Here is a 22,215-nt window from a genome sequence, read left to right as displayed (position 1 = left end):
GGTCCGGTCCCGGTTGCGGGCGTGACACCTGCGGTCACGCCCGCGACACCGGGTCCGTCGGCGCAGGTTGTCTCGGCTCAGTCCAGGTCGCGCAAGATCTGGTGGAGCAGGTCCTGGGTACGGGCGGGCGGGTCGGCCTCGACGCAGAGCCGCTCCATCGCGGCGGCGTAGTGGTCGACGTCCTCCCGCTTGTCCAGGTAGATCGCGCTGGTCAGCTGCTCGATGTAGATGATGTCGGGCAGGTCCTGGTCGGCGAAGCGCAGGATGGTGAAGGCTCCGCCGGCGGCGGCGTGCCCGCCGGCATCGAACGGCACGACCTGCAGCCGTACGTTCGGTAGCTTGGTCGCCTCGACCAGAGCGTTGATCTGGTCGCGCAGCACGGCGGGGCCGCCGATCGGCCGTCGCAGCACCGCCTCGTCGATCACTGCCCACAGGTTCGGTGGCTGTGGCCGATGAAGCAGTTCCTGGCGCTCCATCCGCAGCTCGACCCGGCGTTCCACTTCGTCGGCCGGGGCCCGACCGTGTCCGAGTAGGACCACCGCTCGGGCGTAGTCGCGGGTCTGCAGCAGGCCGGGTACGAACTGGACCTCGTAGCTGCGGATCATCTTCGCGGCCGCCTCCAGCCCCAGGTAGGACTGGAACCAACTGGGCAGGATGTCGCCGTACCGGTGCCACCAGCCGGGCGTGTTCGCCTGCCGGGCGAGCCCGAGCAGCGCTGTGCGTTCCCGTGAGTCGGTCACCCCGTAGAGGGTGAGCAGGTCGGTGACGTCGCGTTCCTTGAAGCCGACCCGGCCGAGTTCCATCCGGCTGATCTTCGATTCGGAGGCGCGGATGTGCCAGCCGGCCGCCTCCCGGCTCACTCCCTGGCTCTCCCGGAGCCGCCGCAGCTGCGCGCCGAGCAGCATCCGCAGCACGGTCGGCCCGGTCGCCGATCCGCCATCTGGCTGGGCCGTCATCGTCACCCACCGACCTCCGGACACCGTCGCGTCGTATGGCAGCTACTCTTGGCGAGTAAGCATGCCATGACCCGAGGGTGATCCCTAAGGCCCCCGTCGATACCGGTCCGATCAGTGGCCACCGCCGTGCGGTGCGGACGGTCGTCACCAGCAGAGTCCGGACGGGCCCCCACGGCGCAGGCCCCCGGCCGGATCGATGCTAGCGAATCAGGTCGTCGAAGTCACCGTCTCGGGCGCCGAGGATGAACGCCTCGATCTCCGCACGGGTGTAGATCAGCGCTGGACCGTCCGGGTAGCGGGAGTTACGCAGAGCGATCCCGCCACCACCGGGCAGCCGGGCAAGCTCGACGCAGTTCCCGCTGGGGTTGCTGCGGCCACTCTTGCGCCAGGCGAGGGTCGGCAGGTCGGTACTTGGAACGTCACTATCCGGCTTATGCATACATACAATCCAAATCGGACATTGTCGCAACAGACGTAGGACTCCAGGGTCGGCCGCGCCTCGTCACGGAAGGGTCAAATGCACGTGCATCCGCTCTTGCGCCTGCAAGGTATTGCGAGCATGATAGCGCACGTGAACTTGTATCCGGCGGTTTACCCATTGTGATGAGTAATCGGACATTCGACGACATCACCCCCGATAAGGCTAGGGGTGGCGTAGACAACGACGCACGCAGAGTCACCGCTTTGCGGGCCGGTCAGCTGCCTCCGGCGTCATCCGACGGCAGCAGCCACGAGACACACCGCGCGCAGCGAGACAGGAGGGCGATGAGCATGCCGGCTCCCATCCTCAACCCCAACCAACGCGATCCCCGGGACGTCTACCCGACCGACCGGTACCAGCCGTCCGACCCGGTCTGGGTTTACCGCGGCGGCACCTGGTGCGCCGGGATCGTCGAGACCGCCTCAGCCAGCGCGGCGACCGTCACCTACCGCCCCACCGGCTCGCGCGGCACCGGGGTGGACACCATCACCGCGCCGTACGTGCTGCCGCGGGCCGAGACCGACCCGATGCTGGACCGAGTACACCGTTGACGGTCGCCCTCCAACCGGAGGGCACCGTCGGTCGCCCGACTCAATATCGCGCCGCTGACGTGCACAAAGTCACTACTCAGTAGGCGAAAAACTACACAGGGATTGACAGCCATCACAGCAGCCGCGAGAATTTGCGAGCATTGTGGATCACCGGCGGCGCGGTAAATTGGCCACTCCGCCGGCACGGTATTGCGACACCGTACCCATGCCCGGAAGCCACCAGAAGGGCTGCCCTGTGTCTGATGGTGCACTGTGCCTACCCTATCCGGAGCTGCTGCCGGCCAACCGGCACCGACTCCGTGCTGCGATCGCCGACGGCCCCCACACCTCGGCCCCGGAGCCGCTCGACGGCGCGACGTCGGGCGTCCGGGCCGACCCGGTCACCGTCGACTACCAGCAAGTCGACTATCAGGAACATGACCGCTACTTCCAGATTCGCCGTACGCACCAAGCACCGGAATCAGCGTTTCTCCACGCCTTGGCAATAACGCATCTGGCAGTTCGGAACAACGTCGACGCGAATGGGCTTTCGCAGCTCAGCAACGGCTATGTCGCCCAGCTGTGGCTCGGGCTGGAAAGCCTGTACCGGTACGCTGGCCACGACGTCGACAACCAGCCGATCGGCGTTCTCGACCAGTCCGTCCAACGCCCGCCGCACCCACAGTCGAACGGGACGGACCCGGGTGACTCCGACGCCGCCGCCGACCGGTGGCTGATCGGTCACCAGTTCTTCTTCACCCTGATGCAGGGGGCGATCACCGGGCTGAACTGCTTCCTCGGTGCCAGCGCCGACGGCGACGAGGCCGAGGCGCGAGCCGCGCTGCGGGTCGCCACGGCGTTCATGTGCAGCTCGGCGGCCGCTTTCCGGTTCACCTCGGACTTCTCGCCGGTCGACTACGAGCGACTGATCCGTCCGGCGATGGCACCCCCAGCGGTGCAGGCCGGCTTCAGCGGACTGCAGACCCGCGACCACGCCCACCTCATGGCGCTGTTCGCCGAGGTCCGCGCGATGCGATCCAAGATCGGCCCGGCCCGGTTGGGTAGCGCCTTCGACGAGTTCGTCGAAGCGACCGTCGAGGCGTACGAGGCGCACCAACTGATCTGCGCCCGGTTCGGCGGCGACGTGCTGCCCAGCCTCCGGATGGCCGCCCGGTCGGCAGGGCGCAGCACGTCGCCAGGGGTGCAGGTGGTACGGCAGATGATGCGGGCCCGGCTGTTCGCGCTCCACGGCAGCCACCGGGACCGAACCGACAGGGGCGGGACACCCGGTGGGCCCGAAGGCGGCGGGACGCCGGACACCGGCCTGGGTGGCTACGGAGACGAAACGCCGGGCGCGGACGCCGGTGGGCAGGTCGACCAGCCGGCCGGCGGTGACCGGTGATGAACGAGCGTACCCAAGTCGGCGTCATCGGTGCCGGGCCGGCCGGGATGCTGCTGGCGGTGCTGCTACGCCGGGCCGGGGTGGACTGTGTGGTGCTGGAGCGTCGGGACCGCGAGTACGTCGCCAACCGCGCCCGGGGCGCCACCGTAGAGCACCGGGTGGTCGACCTGCTCCGCCGGCACGGCCTGGCTGGCAACCTGTTGCGGACCGGCGCGGTCGAGGACGCGGTGGAGTTCCGGCTCGGCGGGCGGCGCTACCCGATCCGCTATGAACCGCTGGCCAACGGCCGCAGCCACTACATTTACCCGCAGCAGTTCCTGGTCCGCGATCTGGTCGACGCCTACCTCGCCGACGGCGGTGACCTGCGGTTCGAGACTGCGGCGGGGGCGATCGACGACCTGGCCGGGCAGCCCCGCATCCGGCTCGCCGACGGCCGTGAGCTGCGCTGCGACGTGGTGGCCGGCTGCGACGGCGAGTACGGCGTCGCCCGGCGGGCGGTCCCCGCCGGGGCGCTGCGCTGCGCCGACTACCAGTACGACTACGCCTGGTTGTCGGTGCTCGCCGAAGCCCCGCCGTCCAGTGACTGCGTGATCAACGCTTTGCATGAGTCGGGGGCCTGCGTACACGTCCGCCGGACGCCGACGGTGAGCCGGTTCTACCTGCAGTGCGGTCGGGACGAGACCCGGGCGGACTGGCCGGACGAGCGGATCTGGAAGGAAATCCGGATCCGACTGGCGCTGGACGAGCCGTGGACGCTGCACACCGGGCCGGTCACCGACACCGGCACCGTCCGGATGCGCGGCCTGGTCTGTGACCCGATGCGGTACGGGTCGCTGTTCCTCGCCGGCGACGCCGCGCACATCGTGCCGCCAGTCGGCGGCAAGGGCTTCAACCTGGCCCTGGCCGACGCGGAAGAGCTGGCGCTGGGGCTGATCGAGCGGTTCACCGCCGGGGACCACCGCCGGTCGGACGCCTACTCGCAGCACCGGCTGGCCCGCATCTGGCGGGCCCAGGAGTTCGTGCACTGGATGATGGACCTGGTGAACACCCCCGGATACGGCACGGCCGACGCGGCCTTCCTGCACCAGGTACAGGCGGCGCGGCTGACCCGGCTGGTCGACTCACCGGCCTACCTGGCCGCGTTCTTGGAGGACTACGTCGGGTGGTGGTGACTGAGGACGTTCGTCGCCCGCCACGTCGCACCGGTGCCGAAGACCAGTTCCTGCCCGGGGTCGACGTGGCGCGGGCCGCCCAGCGGGCTGTACGACTCACTGGTCCACAGCGGCGCCCCGGCGTACCGCAGCTGCTGGGTCCAGATCACCCCGGTCAGCCGCCCGGCGGCGGTCGTGGTGAGCCGCACCTGGTCGGGAAACCCGTCGAACGGCGGCGCCTGGTAGTCCACCGTCACCCAGTCCTCGGCGGCGGTGAGCAGCCGCACGTCGTTTCGCGGGAAGCGCAGCGCGCCGGACCGGGTCGGCGACCGCCAGGCCGGGGCGACCCCTTTGGCCGGCCGGGCGGAACGCGTCGCGACCCCGTCGCGGACCGCGTCCACCAGCGGTTGGAAGTCCCAGCCGTACGCCCCCTGCAGCGTCTCGGCAACCTGTGCCAGGTCGGCCAGCTCGGTCGGCAGGTCCCAGTCCAGCCGGTCGCAGCCGGTGGCCAGGTAGCGCACCTCGCCCGGCAGCACCCGGCAGTCGGCCGTGCCGAACCGGCGACGCAGCTCGACGACCAGCCGGGAGCGCTCCTCGTCCAGCAACGGGTTGTTGGTGTGGATCATGCCGAGCAGTACGTCGAACCGACCGCCGAGATCCTCCGGGTCGAGATCGGCGAGGTCGGATTCGACGAAGGTGATCCGGTCGGCGACCCCGTTGTGCCGAGCGATCCGCTCGGCCATACCGACATGGTGCCGATCCACCGCGACCACCTCGGCGGCGCCCGCGTCGGCGGCGACCAGCGCCAGCAGCCCGCTGCCAGTGCCAGCGTCGAGCACCCGGTCACCGGTCCGCACCGCGCTGCGGACCGCGCGCTGCACGTTGTGCCCGCGGTCGATGCTCAGTAGCAGTCGCAGGTGCAGCTCCGGCGTGAACGGGATGTCCGTCGGCCCAGCCATCGATGAACTCCCTCTCGCGAAACCGGATCAATCACGATAAATTATCCATTGTCGACTCGAGTGTCAACCGGAAGGTTCCCCGGTGCGTGTCCTGTTCACCAGCCCGCCCGGAGTCGGGCATCTCTTCCCCACCGTGCCGCTGGCCTGGGCGTTGCGGGCGGCCGGCCACGACGTACTGGTCGGCACAGCGGCAGAAGGACTGGCCGGCGCGGCCCGGGCCGGTCTGCCGGCGGTGGACGTCGCTCCCGGCGCCCCGATCGCCGCCGTGTTCGGCACCGGCACCGGCACGACGGCCGAACTGGCCGCCCGGATGCGCGAGCGGGGCCAGCGGATCGCCGCCGCCGGCAGCCGTACCGACCCGTTGCTGCTGGAGACCTTCGGGCGGGTCTCCGACCTGATGGCGGACGGCACGCTGACGCTGGCCCGCTGGTGGCGGCCGGACCTGGTGGTGCACTCCCGGCTGCATCCGGCCGGACTGATGGCCGCCCGCGCGCTGCGGGTGCCCGCCGTCGAGCACGGATTCAACCTGTTCCGCGAAGAGGCGCTGGCCGCCCGGTTCCTGCCGTACCTGGCGGCGGCGCACGAGCGCAACGGCGTACCGCTGGAACTGCCCGACCGGGTGGTCCTGCACCTGGCACCGCCCGAGCTGATGATCGGCGACGGCGACGGATGGTCGATGCGGTACGTGCCCTACAACGCCGGCGGTGCGCTGCCGGACTGGCTGCGCCTGCCCGCCACGCGCCCCCGGGTGCTGATCACCCTCGGCACCGTGGTGCCGGCGCTGGCCGGGTTGACCGGTCTGCGCCACACCATCGACGCCGCCGGGCAGACCGCCGCGGACTTCGTGCTGGCCCTCGGCACAGACGCCGACGTGACCGCGCTCGGGCCGCTGCCCGGCAACGTCCGGCCCGCCGGCTGGCTGCCGCTGCACCAGGTGCTCGCTGGCTGCTCCGCCGTGGTGCACCACGGCGGCTCCGGGACGATGATGGGCGCGATCTGTTCCGGGGTACGGCAACTGGTCCTGCCGCACGGCGCCGACCAGTTCAGCAACGCCGACCTGGTCCGACGGCACCGGCTCGGCCTGGGCTGCGCACCCGAGGAGGTGACCCCGCAGTTGCTCGCCGAACTGCTGGCCGAGGGCGGTCCGGCCAGCGGGGTGGCGGACGCGGCCGAGTTGATGTCGAGACTGCCGGCACCGGCCGAGATCGCCACCCGACTCGCACATCCGGGTGGAATCGACCGCCACGCCGACCAGCTTTCGGCGCTCGCCCCCGCTACCGGCGGCTCGGCCGCACACTGGACCGATGGGTGACGTCGCCGCAGTGCTACTGGTCGATTCGGCGGGTTCCGTCCTGCTGCAGCTACGGGACGGCAACGCGCCGAGCCATCCGCACGCCTGGTGCGTGCCGGGCGGGCACTGCGAGCCCGGGGAGACACCGGAGCAGGCGGCGCTGCGCGAACTCGCCGAGGAGACCGGGTTACGGCCCGAGCACGGGTTGCGGTTGTTCTGCCGCCGGCAGCTGAACCCACAGCGTACGGCGCACTACTACTTCGGCTCCACCCGTGCCCGGCAGTGCGACGTCCGGCTCGGCGAGGGTGCCGCGATGGAGTTCCTACGGCCGGACCAGATCAGCGACGGCCGGCCGTTCGCTCCCGGCTCGGCGAGCCTGCTCGCCGAGTTCCTCGCCTCGCCGCACTACGCCTGGCGGGTCACCGCCCCGTATGATCCGCTCCATGATCCGGGCCGGCGCCAGGTCCGCGCGCTCCACCACCAGGGCGGACGGTAGATCGTTCCTCAAGTGGGCGGGCGGGAAGACTCGGTACGCCGCCGCCCTCGTCGCCGCCGCGCCACCGTTCACCGGCAGCTACCGGGAGCCGTTCCTCGGCAGCGGAGCGGTCTTCTTCGAGCTGGCGCCGCGGCGGGCGGTGCTCAGTGACGCCAACCCGGAGTTGATCATCTGTTTCCGGGAGGTAGCCCGCGACCCCGAAGCGGTGATGCGGCTGCTGGACGAGCAACCGAACACGCCGGAGCACTTCGCGGCGGTCCGCCGTCGCTCGCCGACAAACTGTTCCGATCTGGAACGCGCGGTCCGGGTGATCTATCTGAACAAGACGGCGTTCCGTGGGCTGTGGCGGGTCAACCGACGGGGCGAGTTCAACGCGCCGTACGGCGCCTACAACCGGCCGTACTACAACCGGCGGGTGCTGCTGGACGCCGCGCAGGCGCTGGCCGGTGCCGAGCTGCGGGTGGCCGACTTCGCCGAGCAACTCGACGAGGCCACCGCCGGCGACTGGGTCTACCTGGACCCGCCGTACGTACCGCTCGGCGGGTGGGCGGACTTCCGGCGGTACACCTCGGCGCAGTTCGGGCCGGCCGATCACGTGCGGCTGCGGGACGCGATGGTACGGGCCAGCCGGCGCGGTGTCCGACTGACCCTGACCAACAGCGACACGCCGTTCGTACGGGAGCTGTTCGGCGCGGATTTCCTGATCGCCCGGATGGCGACCCGCCGGGACATCAACCTGCAGTCGGCGAAGCGGGGCAGCTGGGATCTGCTGGTCACCAACTACCAACTGCCGAACGGCGAATCAGCCCGGTAGGCTGGCCAGGGCGGCCCGGAGAGCGCCGCCGAGCGACGTGGTGGGCCGGCCGATCAGTCGGGCGAGGTCGCCGCTGTCGGTGGTCAGATCGCCCCGGGAGATGCCGACGTCGGAGGCGGCCAGCATGCTGGCGAACGCTTCCGGCACGCCGGCGTCGGTCAGCGCCCTGGCGTACACGTCGGCCGGAAGATCCTGGTAGCCGACCTCCCGTCCGCTGTGCCGGCTGATCTCGGCGGCCAGCTCGGCCAGGGTGAAGGGTTCATCACCACCGAGCTCGTAGACGGTGCCGGCCGTTCCGGCGGTGTCAGCGCTGCCGGCTGTTGCTGGCGCGGTCAACACTGCGACGGCGGCGGCGGCGAAGTCGGCCCGGGTCGCGGCGGCGACCCGACCCGAGCCGGCAGCGCCCAGCACGCTGCCGGTGGCGAGCGCCTGCGGCAGCACCGAACCGGTGTAGTTCTCCAGGTACCAACCGTTGCGCAGCAGCACGAACGGCAGGCCGCTGTTTCGGATCATCTGTTCGGTGGCGAGGTGTTCGGCGGCCAACGGGACGCTGCTGGTGTCCGCGTTGAGGATGCTGGTGTACGCGATCAGGTCGACTCCGGCCGCCTTCGCCGCCGCCACGGCGTTGCGGTGCTGGTCGATTCGCCGGCCGACCTCGCTGCCGCTGATCAGCAGCAGTTTGCGGGTCCCGACCAGGGCCGGCCCGAGGGTCAGCGGCTGGTCGTAGTCACCGTGCCGGACCTGTACGCCGCGCGCGGCGAGGTCGCCGGCCTTTTGCGGGTTCCGTGCGACGGCGACGATCTGCGCCGGTGGCAGTCCGCTGTCCAGCAACTCATCGACGACCAACCGGCCCAGCTGGCCGGCGGCACCGGTGACAGTGATCATGTCAGCTCCTAGGTCCCTGCGGGGCGGCCCCACGATCGCCCTCACCCACCAGCCTGCACTAACTTTTCGGAAGCGCAAGCAGTTCAGGAAGTGCTGTGGCCCATTCGACGCATCGCTGGGAGATACCCTGGGAACATGGCCAGCCGGTCCGCGCCCGCACCGCACAGCGAATCCAGCCCGCCGACCGACGACCCGACGGCCGCCCTGGTGACCGACGTCTTCGCCCGCAGCTGCCCGTCACGAGCCACCCTAGACCACATAACCGGCAAATGGGGCACGCTAGCGATGGCCGCCCTGTTCGCCGGCAACTACCGGTTCAACGCGCTGCGCCGCCGGGTCGACGGCATCAGCGAGAAGATGCTGGCTCAGACCCTGCAAGCGCTGGAGCGCGACGGGATGGTCGTCCGGGACGTCCAGGCCACCATCCCGCCCCGCGTCGAGTACAGCCTCACCCCGCTCGGCCGCGCCGTCGCCGGCAAGCTGGTCGACCTGATCGAGCTGGTCGAACGCGAGATGCCGACGGTGCTCGCGGCCCGGGACAGCTTCGACCGGACCGCCTGACCACGGGTGCCCGGCCACAGCGGACACCACCGGCAGCGGACCGGCAGGCACCCGGCCGGGCGTCACTGCAGCAGGCTGCCCACCGGCGAGAGCAACGCCCAGCCCAGGAAGGCGGTGTGCCGGTCCATCCGCAACCGCTCGCTCTCCAGCATCGTCGGGTTGTCCCGCATCGGCCACATCCGGGCCGCGTCCCGCCAGGCGATGTCCCGGGTGAACTCCACCAACCGGTTCTGGTACCAGTCGTCGACCTGCCCGTTGAGCCGGTCGAGGCAAATCTGCCAGCTACTCAGGTAGCTGCGCCGCAGCTGCGGGATCCGGTCGAAGAAGATCTCATTGATGTAGAGGTAGTCGCGGTGCTGCTCGTCGTTGTCCGGGCTCGACCCGAGCTTGGCCCAGGTGCTCAGCAGGGCGAACGGTAGGTCGTAGTTGATGTGCGCGTTCACCCCGGCGGCGGCCGACGGCAACGACCGTACGCTCTCGTCGCGCAGCCGGCTGAACAGCACCTCCCAGGCCGCCGGGGTGTCGCCCCGGTTGCCCCAGCAGCGCAGCGCCGCGAAGTACCGCTCCGCGAACTCGATGTCCAGCAAGGTGAGGAAGGCAGGGTCGGCGAACTCACCGGCCTGCAGTCGCTCGTCGATGGTGCTGGTGATCACCCAGTAGAGATGGTTGAAGTCGGCCACCGGATTGTCGCTGTCACTCGGCGTGGCTGACTCGAGCAGCTTCTGCAGCGCCGCCAGATCCTCGACCACGCCGGCGACGTCGATCGGCCGGTGGTCGAGGACCTCCATGACCTGGTCGTGCACGTGACCCCAGCGGAGTTCTGACATCGGACACCTCCAGTCTGCAGTGCTCCCTCGCCCCGGGCGGCGGGCGGTCGTCACCGAAATGGTCGGTCCCTACAGTGGCAGCCGCTGCCAACCCGCAGGTATCGGCGCAACGACGGGTGTCTCACTGGCCGATCCGCTGCCCCGGTGTGCGGTTTTCCGGCCGAGACGTCAACCGGCCGGGGTGGACCGACCGGTCGGCGGCCGCCACGCACCGGACTGGCAGGTTCACAGTCGGGTGTCAGGCACGCGGCTGGTTACGCATGAACACCCGAGTCGCCTCCACTCGCGTCCTCACCTGCAGCTTGTTGAGGATGTTCGACACGTGCACACCGACCGTACGTTCGCTGATGAACAGCACCTCGGCCGTCGCCCGGTTGGTCCGTCCCTCCGCGACCAGCTCCAGCACCTGACGCTCCCGGTCGGTGAGCGCCGCGAGCTCGTCCGGACCGCCCGGGGCGAGCACCTGACCGGCCCGCTCGACCATCGAGGTCCGCTTCACGCGGTCGTTGACCAACGCCCGAGCCACCCGTTCGCCGACCGTCGGCGGGCTGGTCAGACCGGCCCGCAGGGTGACCCGTTCCTGGCTGTCCATCTCGGGCATCGGCTCCGGCTCACCCGCGCCCAACGCCACCCGGGCACGGGCGGCCAGGGCCTTGATCTCCTCGGTGAACGGACGGGCACCGAGCCGTCGGGCGGTCCGGTACGCCGCCTGCAGCGCCCGGGTCGCGTCCGCGTTACGGGTACGGATCGCGTACAGCGCCTCGGCCTGGCGCAACCGGGCGTACGCCGCCGGGTACGGATGGCACCGCCGCTCCCAGACCTCGGCGGCCCGCGACCAGAACACCGGGTCCGACCGGCCGTCGATCCGGCTGATCTCCGCGGCGCAGAGCTCCCGGTAGCCGATCACCGCGTCGCGTACCGGTGCCGCAGTCTCCGTGTTGCTGCTGCGCTCCATCCGGCCGACAACCTTGACCAGACGCTGCACCGCCTGCGGGTCGGTCGGTGCCCCGCTGGACCGGGCCTCCGCCTCGGCCCGCAGCCCGTGCCAGACCAGCGGCGCCTGCAACCAGACGTCACCCGAGTGCCGCTCGGCCAGGTCGATGCCCTGCTGTACCGCCTCCCGCGCCTCAGCATGCCGGCCACGCCACATGGCCAGCCCGGCGCGCAACGTCAGCAACGGCAGCATGTGCCGCATCCCACCGCCAGCGGCCAGCAGGGTCTCGATCGCCTCCAGGTCGGACTCCGCACCATCAAGATGGCCGAAACCCACATGAATCCGACAACGGGCCAGCAGCAGCTCGACCGCGTCCGCCCCGGACGGCCGATGCCGCAGCGCGGCCGTGATCACCTCCTCGGCCTCGCTCCACCGGCCGAGCCGGAACAGCCCGTTGGCGGCGGCGGAGAGCAACCGGGTGCCGTAGGTGCGGGCCAGCCCGACCCGCTCGGCCCGTTCCGCGCCGTGGCGGGCGACCGCGACTCCCTCCTCCAACTCGTTGAGGTGTCCACTGAGCAGCTCGGCGAGCTGCAGGTCGGCGACGGCGACGTCCGCCGGGCCGCCGGTCAGTTCGGCGGTACGCCGCGCCTGCCGGACCGCTTCCTTGCCCGCCGCCGGGTCGTTGAGGTATGCCTGGCTATAGCCGAGGGTCACCCCGGCCAGCACCATCGCCGAGGCGCAGTCGGGCGCCCCGGCAGCCAGGTCAAGTGCCTCCTGGGCCCGCCGGCCGGCGTCGGCGTACCGGCAGAGTTGCAGCAGCAGATCGGCGGAGTGTGCGGCGGCGGCGACCCGCTCGCCAGCGTCGGCGTCGGCCGCAGCCAGCGTCCGGTCGTACTCGCGCTCCGCCTCGGCCAGCTGACCGACCGCCGTCAGGTACCGCGCCCGCAGGGTGTACAGCCAGGACGGCGGCGGACCGAACAGGTTGGTGGCCAACTGCTCCAGCAACGCCAGCGCGCGCTCGTGCTCGCCGCTGCGGTGTGCCGCCTCCGCCGCGCGTCGGCCCAGCATGGTCGCGTCGAACTCGACCAGCCAGGCAGGCGGGACCTGGTTGGCCAGGTCGACCGCGCTGGCCCAGTGCTCGAACGCCTCGGCGAAACCGTACAGGCGCTCCGCTTCCTCGGCGGCGGCGACCACGGCCGGCAACGCCCGGGTGGTCTCGCCCGCCTCCCGCCAGTGGTACGCCAACCGGGCATGCCGCAGGTCACCGGTGGGGCCGGCGACGAGCGCCTCGGCGTACCGCCGGTGCCACCGGACCCGCTCCCCCGGCAGCAGCCGCGGCTCCAGGACCTCCCGGATCAGCGGGTAGCGGAACCGGTATCCGTCCGGCTCGGACAACAGCACCCGCTGGCCGACCGCCTCGCGTACCGCCTGCAGCAGCCGGTCCTCGCCGAGCTGGGCGACCCGGTCCAGCAGGTCGTGGGCGACCGGCTCGACGCCGGCGGCGACCGCATGTGACACGAGCTGGGCGTCGGCCGGCAGGGCGTCGACGTGGGCCAGGGCGATCTCGCGCAGGGTCTCCGACAGGCCGTCCCGGCCGTCCCGGGCGTCCCGGGCCAGCTCCTCGGCGAGGAACGGCACCCCACCGCTGCGCCGCCACACCGACTCGGCCAGGTCCGGCTCCGGGTCGCCGCCGAGCAGCTCCGCGACGAGTTGGGCGGTCTCCGTCCGGTCCAGCGGCTCCAGTTCCAACACGTCGACCGCGCCGGAACGCGACCGGGACCGGCGTAACTCCAGCAGCATGCGGCGGATCGGGTCGTCGCCCCGCAGCGTCTCGGTCCGTGCGGCGCCGAGCAGCAGCAGCCGGACGTCCCCCAGCCCGGCGAGGAGGTACAGCAGCAAATGCCGGGTGGTCAGGTCGGCCCACTGCAGATCGTCCATGACCAGCACCAGGGTCCGTCCGGCGGCGACCGCGCCGAGCCCACGGGTTAGCCGTTCCAGCAGGTCACCAGCTCCGTCGGGGTGCCGAGCCTCGCCGTCCAGCACCGAGATCAACTCGCGGGCCGCAGCGCCGGACAGAACGCCGGCCCGGCCGGCCGCCGGCTGATAACGCCGCAGAGCCTGCCGAAGTGGGTGCAGTGGTGATGAGTCCCCAATGTCCAGACATGCCCCGGACAGCACCAGCGCACCGGCAGCACGGAGCCGGTCGCTGGCCGCGCTCAGCAGCCGCGACTTACCGATGCCGCTCTCGCCCATGACGAAGACCGCGGCCGTGCTCCCCCGCTCGACCCTACGTAGCGACTCGTGCAACACCTGCAGCTGAGCCTGCCGCCCGACGAAGGGAACCTCGTCGGAGCTGGGGGCCAGCGACCTGCCATCGCGTGACTGTGTCAATCCGATCACCGACATAAAGGGTGGGAGTATCTGACATACGTCGTTCTACAGATCCTAGGGCTGCGCTGGGCTGCGACCGTTTCAGCCATCCGTCCCGTACGCCGGTCCACACGGACCGGATCAGGTCCACCCGGGAGCGGACTAAAGCACCATCACCGCGCAGGAGGCGATCATGAGGACGCTCCGCCGCAACTACCGCCGCCCCACCGGCCCGACCCACGCAGCCGGCCCGATCTGCCGTACCCCCGTAAGGTCGACCCACCGTTACTGTCCCAACTGCGGAGCGCGACGGAAACCGCCGTCTGGCTGGTCCGTTCCAGCCGCCCGGACCCGCCGTCGCACGGTCAGCGTGCTTTTCGTCGACATGGTCGGCTTCACCGCCCTGTCCGATCGGCTCACCCCAGAGGAGGTTCGCGACGTGCAGCTGCGCTACTTCCACGCGGTGCGGACGGTGATTCGACGGTGGGACGGAGTGGTGGAGAAGTACATCGGAGACGCGGTGATGGCGGTCTTCGGCATCGCCGGCAACGACGATGACCATGGCGATGGCGGCGCGTACCCGGCGGTGCGGGCCGCTCTCGAACTCGCCGCCGCGGTCCGCCGTACCGACTTTCCCGACAGCGCGCGGGTACGGATCCGGGTCGGAGTGGCCACCGGATCGGCGGCCATCGACACTGCGGGTGCAGTCGACGGCGGAGTCGGATTCCTCACCGGCGACTTGATCAACGTAGCCGCTCGGCTGCAGGCGCATGCCGCCCCAGGCCATGTCGCCGTGACCGCGGAAACCTACCGCGCCGCCGGCACGAGGCTCAGGTTCCACCAGCAACCACCGATGTCGATCGCCGGCCGGAGCGAGCCGGTACAGGTATGGCAGCCGGCGCCGGTTCGGTGGCCGCTGCGAGCAGCGGCCACCGAACCGGCGGATCAGGTGGTACGCGGGACGCCTACCGACCGCCCGCGTACCGAACGGCCGTTGTTGGCCGCCGCGGTCGTCACAGCCTCAGACCCCGGTCACCGAGCGGATCCAGCTCCGGCTGGACGCCACCGAGGCGTAGTTCTGGTACGTCGACCCGTTGCCGGTCGAGCAGACACCCACCTGCTGCCCGTTGTAGAACTGCGGACCGCCGGAGTCGCCCCGCCAGGCCACGCCGTTCACCCCGGTGCTGCGGATCGCCGGGCCGCCGTACGCGTCGGACGCGCCGTTCGTCGTGGTACGCACCGAGGCGACCTTCAGCTGCGCCGAGGCGTCACAGTTGCTGCAGGTCCGGCCCCAGCCGTAGATGGTGTTCGTCGAGCCGACCGGCGGGTTGCTGGACGCCAACATGACGTAGCTGGTGGAAATTGCCGAGCTCAGGTAGAGCAGGCCAAGGTCGTACCGGCCGTAGCTGGCGCTGACCGTGCTGGTCGCGCCGCCCGAGGAGCGGTAGACGCTGCCCACTCGCACCGACATCGACCCGCCGAGACAGTGCCGCGCGGTCAGCACCCACCGTGAGGCGATGATCGAGCCGGAACAGGCGAACGAGCCGTTCTGGAAGACGGCGGCCGCCCACGGTGCCGAGGAGACCGTGCCGCCGCCAATGATCTGTTGCGGTGCCGCAGCCGCGGCGGACGGGGCCACGAACGCGCCGACCAGCGCGGTCGCGGCAATGGCCAGGGTGAGTCGGATACGCAAGGCTGGCTCCTTAACCGAAGGGGTTGCCCCGGGGGATTCCGGGCCGGTCGGGCCGGTGTTCCACGACGGGGTTCCGTCGATGGACACCTGCTGTCCGGCGACGCCGGGCAGGCGCCGCACCGGCGACGCGAGTCGCGCATCGGTGATGCCAGAGATTAGGCTTCGACGGTTCCCACGACAAGACTCCGGACCGATTATTTCTGATAGCGCCCTACGGAGCGACCTGCCGCACGAAGATATGACGTACACAATATGCATTGTCGTCTGTCATAGTCAGTACGATGATCGGGTGGACGCCCGCCACCCAGCGTTGGCCTGGGTGGCCGGTGGACCTGGGTGGGCCGGTGGGCCTGTTCCCGCCGCGGGCACCGCCGACGGCGGCCCTCCACACGTGCAGTAGCCGACATCCGGGCCACCGAGTGCCTTGTTCGCGCCGCTGTGACACGCCACACCGTTCGCCGTAACGGGAATGGCAAGCGCGACGGCCAGCTTGTGAGATTGGCTGCGCGCCTGCACAGCGGCAGCACTGGCCCACCAGACGGGTCGCGACGACCCGCGCCTACCGTGCGCAGACGACGCGCCTCCGCGGAAGAGGAATCATGACAGCGCTCGCCCAACGGCCCGGCGGGTCCGCGCCAGTCCCCGTCGTGGAGCCGACTCCCGGTGAGTCGCTCAGCCCATGGCAGCGGATCCGGCTGATCCTGGTGCTCGGCACACTCATCGCGGTCGGCCCGTTGACCATCGACATGTACCTGCCGGCACTTCCGGCAATCAGTGATGATCTGCAGACCACCGCGGCCGGCGTCCAGTTGACGCTGACCGGCACACTCGCCGGGCTGGCCATCGGCCAGTTGATCATCGGGCCGCTGTCGGACGTGTGGGGTCGACGCCGGCCGCTGCTGGTCGGCACCGGTCTGCACGTGCTCGCCTCGGTCCTGTGCGCCGTTGCGCCGAACATTGCGGTGCTCGGCACGCTGCGGATCGTCCAGGGCTTCGGAGCCGCCGCGGCGGCGGTGATCGCGATGGCGGTCGTCCGGGACATGTTCAGCGGGATCGCCTTCGCCCGCGTACTGTCCCGACTGCTACTGGTCATGGGCGTCGCGCCGGTCCTCGCGCCGACCCTCGGCAGCGCGCTGCTCAGCTGGACGCACTGGCGGGGCGTGTTCGCCGCGCTCGCTGTGTTGGGTCTCGCCCTGATCGCGGTGACCGCCCTTGGGCTGCCCGAGACGCTGCCGCCGCACCGCCGCCGTCCGGCCCGGGTGCTGGACACCCTCCGGGTGTACGGAGGCCTGTTCCGGGACCGGATCTTCGTCGGCCTGGTGCTCGTCGCCGGCTTCTCGATGGCCTCGCTGTTCGCGTACGTCGCGGGCTCGTCGTTCGTCCTGCAGGACCAGTACGGGCTCGACGAGCAACAGTTCGGTATCGCGTTCGGGGCCGGGGCGGTCGGCATGATCACTGCCACCCAGCTCAACGTACGGCTGCTCCGCCGCTACTCACCGCAGCAGATCCTGCGGACCTCACTGATCGCCGGGCTGGTCTGCGGGCTGATCCTGCTCGGCTTCGCGGCAACGAACGTCGGCGGGCTACCAGGCGTCCTGATCCCGCTGTGGGCCGTTCTCGCCGCAGCCGGGTTCGCGCTACCGAACGCTCCCGCGCTGGCCCTGGCCGGCCACGGGGAAGCTGCCGGAACCGCATCCGCGATGCTCGGGGCGGTGCAGTTCGGTGTCGGCGCACTCGCCGCGCCGGTCGTCGGGCTACTCGGCACCGGCAGCATCGCGATGGCGACGGTGATCACCGGAGGCGTGCTGGCCGCGCTGATCGTGCTCCTGGTCGTCGTACGTCCAGGCCGTCTGCCCGTTCCCGACCGGACGGCGCCGACATCGGTCGCGCCGCACTGACGTTGGCTGCGGCCGGGGAGGTGCTTTGCCCCGGGCGCGGCGTGCCCTGTATCCTCGACCGGCGGTGGTCTGGAGCGGCCGCCGGGGAGACTTCGCCTAGTCTGGTCTATGGCGCCGCACTGCTAATGCGGTTGGGGTCTTAAAGCCCCTCCCGGGTTCGAATCCCGGAGTCTCCGCGCTTCGGCGAGGCGTGTATGCTTGCCAGGCACCTGCGCCCGTAGCTCAACGGATAGAGCATCTGACTACGGATCAGAAGGTTAGGGGTTCGAGTCCCTTCGGGCGCGCAAGATCAACAGGGGTCTGACCTGCCGAAACGCAGATCAGATCCCGTCATTGTTGATGGAGTGTGGACGTTCGTTGCCACACCTGTGTCACATCTGCGCCATCACTCTCTGTAGTTACTCAGTGATCATCATGGCCTTGACCTGGTGTTCGACGGTCCTCCGGCTGGTCCGGCTCCGTTGGGCCTCCTGGTTTTTTCGCCGTCCTGGCGGCCTTGCGGGCGGCGCGCCTGATAGCGGCGCGGCGTTCCCGGGCTGCATTGCGGACGAGTTCAGCGGTGACCACGGCGGCCTGATGTTGGGCTGCTGGTAGCACGCTGGTGTACACGTCTGCGGTGGTGTCGATCCGCGAGTGGCCGAGCTGGGCTTGGATGGTTTTGAGATCCGCGCCGGAGTTGTGGGCGAGGGACGCGGCGCCGTGCCGCAGGTCGTGTAGCCGGATGGGTGGCAGGGTGGATTTCTGGACCAGAGTTGGGAACCGTTGGGTGAAGTAGCCGGGGTGGTAGGGCTGGCCGTCGGGTCGGGTGAAGACGTAGCCGGTGTCGCGGTAGGTCTGCCGGGCTTCGATCCGTCGGGCGGCCTGTTGCTGTTGTTGCTGGCGGTGGTGGGCCAGGGCGGTGGCGGTGGCCTCGTCGAGGGCGACGACCCACTGTCCTGACGCGCTCTTGGGTGGCCCCTCGTAGACGTGGTGTCTGGCGGACGTTCGCTGCTGGTGGATGGTCAGCTCGTTGGCGTCGAGGTTGGTGTCGGACCAACGCAGGCCGGCGACCTCGCCCCTGCGGAGCCCGCGCAGGCCGATCAGGCGCCAGAGGGCGTGGAGCGGATCGTTGGCGGTGAAGTCGAGGAACGCGGCGAGTTGGGGTGCCGTCCAGACCGAGACCGCCGGCCGGATGCCGGTTTCCTGCCAGGCCGCGACGTTTTCGTCGGTCCAGATGTGCGCTCGGGTCTGGGCCGGGTTGGGCAGTTCGACGCGACGTGCGGGGTTGTCGGTGAGCAGGTCTTCCCGGATCGCCGCGTTGAGGGCGGCGCGGAGCGTGGCACGGACGTGTCTCAGTGTCGATGCCGAGTGGGGCCGGTCGTACTTGTTGCGTTGCCGCGCGATGGCACGGAACGCCGCGTTGAGCTGGCTTGAGGTCAGCTCCGACAGGAGCGTCCGTCCGACGTGCGGGATGAGGAACCGTTCGATGTCGCGGGTGTAGAGCAGCTTGGTGGTCGGGCGCAGCCGTGTCCGGGTCTGGAGCCAGTGCTCAAGCCACCGCGCCACTGTCCAGCTCTGCGCGGTACGGCGCTCCGATGACATCGCCAGCAGTTCGTCACGGGCGCGACGGGCCGCGGCCTGCGACGGGAACCCGCCCCGGCGAACCCGTTGCGGACGGCCGAGAATGTTGGTGGTGGAGCAGTGGAAATACCAACTACCGTGACCGCGATCGTTCAGCCGGGAACAATGACCGCCTCGGTTACCTCCTGTCACGCGGTCGGAGCATGCGCAACGCTTGAAGATGCGGCCTCTGGATTTCATGGCTCCCCGTTCCGTTGAGATTCCCGCCTATCTGGCATCCACTGGACCTGCGGGAATGTGGGTACTCGGGTGGCCAACGCCGTCGTGGCAACGCCTGTTCCCGACAGGAGTCACCCCGAGAGGCCGCTGGTGTCGGCGAGACAAACGAGAACACGGAGAGTTATGATTCGATTGGTTGGTGAACCACGCCATCATTCGATGATCACCAATCCCCAATCCCGGTTGTGGTGTTCCTGACGGCGCACCCCGGGACTCGCGCACGTCGGGATCGTGTGTATCGCGCGCCGGGGACGCGGTTACCGCAGGCGATGGTCTGTTGGCGTGTCGTAGTGGGTGCGGTGTGGGGCGGTGCGTAGCCTCCATCAACGGCGACTCGCGGCGGACGTGACCGCCTCGCCCCATCACCTGCCGGAGGAGAGCGCCAGTGAGGCAGACCAGCGAGCTTCCTGACCATGCGGCGTCGCCGGCGCTCTCGGGGATGACCGCCGAGGCCGTCGAGGCCGTCCTGGCGGACCTTGCCGCGGTGGCCGACCGTCTCATCGAGGAATGGGCCGTGGCCCAGCGTGAAGTCGATGAACGCAACGACGACAACGAGCGCTGGCTTATCCAGACCGGGACGCCGGCCGGCTATCGAAGTTGCCCGAACCCGCGGCGGGCGCTGTCCTCGGTGCGCTTGGACCACGCCGTCCACCGCGCCCGCCTCCTACGACAGTCGAGTCGGGAGATCGTCGCGTGGTGGGCGGACCTGGCAACCCATGCCGCGTTGTCCGCCGCGGCGGGTCAACCGGTCAACCCTGTGCGCGCTGCCGGTGCCGATCCCAGCGCCTATCTCATTGAGGAGGAGCTTCGCCACCTGCCGGGATGGTCCGACAAGGACAGTGCGTTGGCCGAGCTCGTCGCGCTGTTCACCGTCCCGCCCATGAATCCGGAAGCCACCGACATCTCCTTGGACGCTGGCGAGTTCGCCGCCTGGGCGGGACCGATGGCGCAACGCTCCCCGTCGGGAGAGCTGATCGCCGCTGATGAAACCTCGCCGGGTGCCCGCCTGCCGCGCATGTGGGGTGACACGTGGGTCGCCTACCAGATGCCGGCGCTGCCGCCTGCGGACAGACTCGCCGCAGCGTTCACCACCGCCGGTGTGCCGCCGACCGTTGTCGAGGCCATCCGGGAAGCGACCAGGGCCGTCGACGACGCACTCGCCGCCGCGGTCCGGATCGCCGAGCCGGAGGTGGTCGCGGAGGAAGAGGCTCTGTGGGACCACGTCGAACGGTCAACGGAGATCCTGGCCGCATACGCCCGGACCCTGACCAACCACCTGCCCGCGATCCGCACGGCAGCTCAACACCCGCGTCCGATCCTGACGACCACCCAAACCGGGTAGCAGATCCGGGTGCAGGACACCAGCCCAGCCCGCCCTGCACCCGAATCTGCCCGGGCCCCTGACGCACCCCGCACTGTCCACCGGGATCGGCAACAGCCCCGGCTCCGTCACCGGATCACTGCAGCTACCCGAATCGCCGCTCGATCTTTGACTCCCCGGTGGACGCGACACCACGATTCGTCATCCACTGCCTGGCCGTCAGAGGCCTACAGGCCCGCTGCACGGCTACAGGCATGGCCCAGGTTTCGTGACCGGAGGCTCGGGGACGCGGCCGCGATCCATCTGCTGCCTGACCTGCGCGCCCGGCCTGCCAGCCGCGAGGAGAAATGAGGCCGTGGCCTCGGCCGCTTCCCGCGCCGTCGTCGGCAGGACCGTGGTGTAAACGTCGGCGGTGAGGCGGATGTTCGCGTGCCCGAGCTGGTCCTGGACGGTCTTCAAATCCGCACCCGCAGCGTGCGCGAGCGTGGCGGCGCCGTGCCGCAGGTCGTGCAGCCGGATCGGTGGAAGCCCTGCCCTGCCGACCAGGAACCGCAGACGCTGGGTGAGGTAACCGGGGTGCAGCGGCAGCCCGTCGGCGCCGGTGAACACGTAGCCGCTCAGGTGGTACACCTTGCCCGCGCCGACACGGCTGGCGTGCCGTTCCCCCTGCCGGGCGTGGTGGCGCCTCAACACCTGCACGCTATGCGTGTCGAGAGCGACGGTGCGGCGGCTGGCCGCGGACTTGGGTGGGCCCTCGTACACGTCGTACCCGGCCGTGGTCCGCTGCCGGACCACCGACAACTGCCCCTCGTGCAGGTCGACGTCGACCCACCGCAGCCCTGCCGCCTCGCCACGGCGCAGCCCACGTAGGGCGATCAGCCACCACAGCGCGTACAGGGTGTCGTCGCGGACGTAGTCCAGGAAATCGGCGAGCTGCGCAGCCGTCCACACCGCCACTGCGGGGCGCGTGCCGCTGACCCGCCATTCGGCGACCCTGGCCTCGGTCCACACCAGGGCCTGCGGCCGCTCTCTGGCGGGCAGTTCCACCCGGCAGGCCGGGTTGTCCACGATCAGCCCGTGGCGGACCGCGGCGTTCAGGGCCACCCGCAGGGTGCTGTGGATGTGCTGCAACGTGCACGCCGTCTGCGGCTGACCGACCCGGTTACGGGTAACGGCGATCCGCGCGAACGCGGCGTTGAGCTGCCGCGAATTCAGGTCACCGAGCACCAGATGCCCGATGTGGGGAATCAGGAAGTTCTCGACATCGCGCGTGTAGTGCATCTTCGTCGTGGGCCGGATCCGTTTCCGGGCCGACAACCAGTACCGCATCCACCGGGCGACCGTCCACGACCGGCCGGCCTGTTTCTCCCGCGACAGCGCCAGCAGGCCATCACGCGCCTGACGGGCCGCCTCCTCGGACGGGAAACCACCCCGCCGGACGCGCTCGACCCGCCCCAACAGGTCCCTCGTCGAACACTGGAAATACCAACTCCCGTGCTCGCGCTCCGACAGCCTCGAACACGCCCTACCCAGAGGACGCCCGGTCGCCGAACTCAGGCAACCACACCGCTTCACGACCACACCCCGACTCTTCATTCTCCGTCTCCCCTCCGACTGCTTGTAGGCACACCCTGCCGCCGCGGCACCCACCGAACATCCGATGTGGGAAATATTGAAGGAATATGACGAAATACTCCGGTAATTAACTATGCGTCGTGCAACATCTGGTCGGGCTCGCAGGCCTTGCTAGTGCCGTGTCAGGGAACGTTTGCCTCGTGACGCGCCGTGCGGGTGCTGGTCCGGGCGG

18 protein-coding genes, 2 tRNA genes and 1 pseudogene are annotated in these 22,215 nt (G+C 70.1%); 12 read left to right on the top strand and 9 right to left on the bottom strand.

What is annotated here, in order from left to right; translation table 11 throughout:
• Positions 1-77: 77 nt before the first annotated feature.
• Both ACFHW1_RS21710 and ACFHW1_RS21705 read right to left on the bottom strand, forming a co-directional pair.
• Positions 78-905 (bottom strand): helix-turn-helix domain-containing protein, encoded by an 828-nt coding sequence (locus tag ACFHW1_RS21710; protein WP_416556617.1) that lies wholly within the window; start codon positions 903-905, stop codon positions 78-80.
• 250 nt (positions 906-1,155) lie between these two features.
• Positions 1,156-1,395, bottom strand: coding sequence for a DUF397 domain-containing protein (locus ACFHW1_RS21705; protein ID WP_416556589.1), 240 nt, complete (start codon positions 1,393-1,395; stop codon positions 1,156-1,158).
• Positions 1,396-1,727: 332 nt separating this feature from the next.
• Between ACFHW1_RS21705 and ACFHW1_RS21700 the strand changes: the two genes are divergently transcribed.
• The 3 genes from ACFHW1_RS21700 (at position 1,728) to ACFHW1_RS21690 (ending at position 4,541) form a co-directional block, all read left to right on the top strand.
• Positions 1,728-1,988, top strand: coding sequence for a hypothetical protein (locus ACFHW1_RS21700; protein WP_416556588.1), 261 nt, complete (start codon positions 1,728-1,730; stop codon positions 1,986-1,988).
• A 235-nt stretch (positions 1,989-2,223) separates the two neighbouring features.
• On the top strand, positions 2,224-3,369 hold the full coding sequence (locus ACFHW1_RS21695; RefSeq protein ID WP_416569257.1) for a hypothetical protein: 1,146 nt from the start codon (positions 2,224-2,226) through the stop codon (positions 3,367-3,369).
• Positions 3,369-4,541 (top strand): 4-hydroxybenzoate 3-monooxygenase, encoded by a 1,173-nt coding sequence (locus ACFHW1_RS21690; protein ID WP_416556586.1) that lies wholly within the window; start codon positions 3,369-3,371, stop codon positions 4,539-4,541. The genes ACFHW1_RS21695 and ACFHW1_RS21690 overlap by 1 nt, the downstream gene beginning before the upstream one ends.
• Here ACFHW1_RS21690 and ACFHW1_RS21685 read toward each other — a convergent pair.
• Positions 4,523-5,479 (bottom strand): 50S ribosomal protein L11 methyltransferase, encoded by a 957-nt coding sequence (locus ACFHW1_RS21685; RefSeq protein WP_416616008.1) that lies wholly within the window; start codon positions 5,477-5,479, stop codon positions 4,523-4,525. The genes ACFHW1_RS21690 and ACFHW1_RS21685 overlap by 19 nt on opposite strands.
• Before the next feature lie 82 nt (positions 5,480-5,561).
• Here ACFHW1_RS21685 and ACFHW1_RS21680 point away from each other — a divergent pair, with 82 nt between their 5' ends.
• From ACFHW1_RS21680 to ACFHW1_RS21670, 3 genes are read left to right on the top strand one after another with little or no spacing between them, the layout of a single operon-like run.
• On the top strand, positions 5,562-6,791 hold the full coding sequence (locus ACFHW1_RS21680) for a nucleotide disphospho-sugar-binding domain-containing protein (RefSeq protein WP_416616007.1): 1,230 nt from the start codon (positions 5,562-5,564) through the stop codon (positions 6,789-6,791).
• Positions 6,784-7,266: an NUDIX domain-containing protein gene (locus ACFHW1_RS21675; RefSeq protein WP_416556583.1), complete on the top strand. Its 483-nt coding sequence runs from the start codon at positions 6,784-6,786 to the stop codon at positions 7,264-7,266. The genes ACFHW1_RS21680 and ACFHW1_RS21675 overlap by 8 nt, the downstream gene beginning before the upstream one ends.
• Positions 7,214-8,080, top strand: a complete 867-nt coding sequence (locus tag ACFHW1_RS21670) for a DNA adenine methylase (RefSeq protein ID WP_416616006.1) — start codon at positions 7,214-7,216, stop codon at positions 8,078-8,080. Before ACFHW1_RS21675 ends, ACFHW1_RS21670 begins: the two co-directional genes overlap by 53 nt.
• Here ACFHW1_RS21670 and ACFHW1_RS21665 read toward each other — a convergent pair.
• Entirely contained in the window at positions 8,069-8,965 is an 897-nt protein-coding gene (locus ACFHW1_RS21665) for an SDR family oxidoreductase (RefSeq protein WP_416556581.1), read from the bottom strand. The genes ACFHW1_RS21670 and ACFHW1_RS21665 overlap by 12 nt on opposite strands.
• A gap of 135 nt (positions 8,966-9,100) precedes the next feature.
• On the opposite strand from ACFHW1_RS21665, the gene ACFHW1_RS21660 reads away from it, so the two are divergent.
• Positions 9,101-9,526 (top strand): winged helix-turn-helix transcriptional regulator, encoded by a 426-nt coding sequence (locus tag ACFHW1_RS21660; protein WP_416556580.1) that lies wholly within the window; start codon positions 9,101-9,103, stop codon positions 9,524-9,526.
• Between the two features lie 62 nt (positions 9,527-9,588).
• Here ACFHW1_RS21660 and ACFHW1_RS21655 read toward each other — a convergent pair whose 3' ends face one another.
• Both ACFHW1_RS21655 and ACFHW1_RS21650 read right to left on the bottom strand, forming a co-directional pair.
• Positions 9,589-10,353, bottom strand: coding sequence for a DUF5995 family protein (locus ACFHW1_RS21655; RefSeq protein WP_416556579.1), 765 nt, complete (start codon positions 10,351-10,353; stop codon positions 9,589-9,591).
• Positions 10,354-10,591: 238 nt separating this feature from the next.
• On the bottom strand, positions 10,592-13,687 hold the full coding sequence (locus ACFHW1_RS21650; RefSeq protein WP_416616005.1) for a helix-turn-helix transcriptional regulator: 3,096 nt from the start codon (positions 13,685-13,687) through the stop codon (positions 10,592-10,594).
• A gap of 163 nt (positions 13,688-13,850) precedes the next feature.
• On the opposite strand from ACFHW1_RS21650, the pseudogene ACFHW1_RS21645 reads away from it, so the two are divergent.
• Positions 13,851-14,480, top strand: a pseudogene (locus ACFHW1_RS21645) (adenylate/guanylate cyclase domain-containing protein); the annotation flags it as partial.
• Between the two features lie 198 nt (positions 14,481-14,678).
• Here the strand turns inward: ACFHW1_RS21645 and ACFHW1_RS21640 are convergent.
• Entirely contained in the window at positions 14,679-15,350 is a 672-nt protein-coding gene (locus ACFHW1_RS21640; RefSeq protein ID WP_416616004.1) for a S1 family peptidase, read from the bottom strand.
• 599 nt (positions 15,351-15,949) lie between these two features.
• On the opposite strand from ACFHW1_RS21640, the gene ACFHW1_RS21635 reads away from it, so the two are divergent.
• The 3 genes from ACFHW1_RS21635 to ACFHW1_RS21625 all read left to right on the top strand — a co-directional run bounded on the left by ACFHW1_RS21635 (position 15,950) and on the right by ACFHW1_RS21625 (position 17,532).
• Positions 15,950-17,248: a multidrug effflux MFS transporter gene (locus ACFHW1_RS21635; protein WP_282232675.1), complete on the top strand. Its 1,299-nt coding sequence runs from the start codon at positions 15,950-15,952 to the stop codon at positions 17,246-17,248.
• Between the two features lie 85 nt (positions 17,249-17,333).
• Positions 17,334-17,424 (top strand) — tRNA-Ser (locus tag ACFHW1_RS21630).
• Between the two features lie 35 nt (positions 17,425-17,459).
• Positions 17,460-17,532: transfer RNA gene (locus ACFHW1_RS21625), tRNA-Arg, on the top strand.
• A gap of 118 nt (positions 17,533-17,650) precedes the next feature.
• Here ACFHW1_RS21625 and ACFHW1_RS21620 read toward each other — a convergent pair.
• Positions 17,651-18,829 carry a tyrosine-type recombinase/integrase gene (locus tag ACFHW1_RS21620; RefSeq protein WP_416616002.1) on the bottom strand — a complete coding sequence of 393 codons (1,179 nt, stop codon included), beginning with the start codon at positions 18,827-18,829 and terminating at the stop codon, positions 17,651-17,653.
• Between the two features lie 643 nt (positions 18,830-19,472).
• Here ACFHW1_RS21620 and ACFHW1_RS21615 point away from each other — a divergent pair.
• A complete protein-coding gene (locus ACFHW1_RS21615; RefSeq protein WP_416616001.1) occupies positions 19,473-20,429 on the top strand; it encodes a hypothetical protein in 957 nt (318 codons plus the stop codon).
• A gap of 225 nt (positions 20,430-20,654) precedes the next feature.
• Here the strand turns inward: ACFHW1_RS21615 and ACFHW1_RS21610 are convergent, their stop codons facing one another.
• Positions 20,655-21,866: a site-specific integrase gene (locus ACFHW1_RS21610; protein ID WP_416616000.1), complete on the bottom strand. Its 1,212-nt coding sequence runs from the start codon at positions 21,864-21,866 to the stop codon at positions 20,655-20,657.
• Between the last annotated feature and the right edge of the window lie 349 nt (positions 21,867-22,215).

Source organism: Micromonospora sp. LOL_014, assembly GCF_048060245.1.
In the GTDB taxonomy this organism is placed as follows: domain Bacteria; phylum Actinomycetota; class Actinomycetes; order Mycobacteriales; family Micromonosporaceae; genus Micromonospora_E.
The sequence above is the reverse complement of the archived record's forward strand: the minus strand, read 5'-3'. Positions and strand labels throughout refer to the sequence as shown.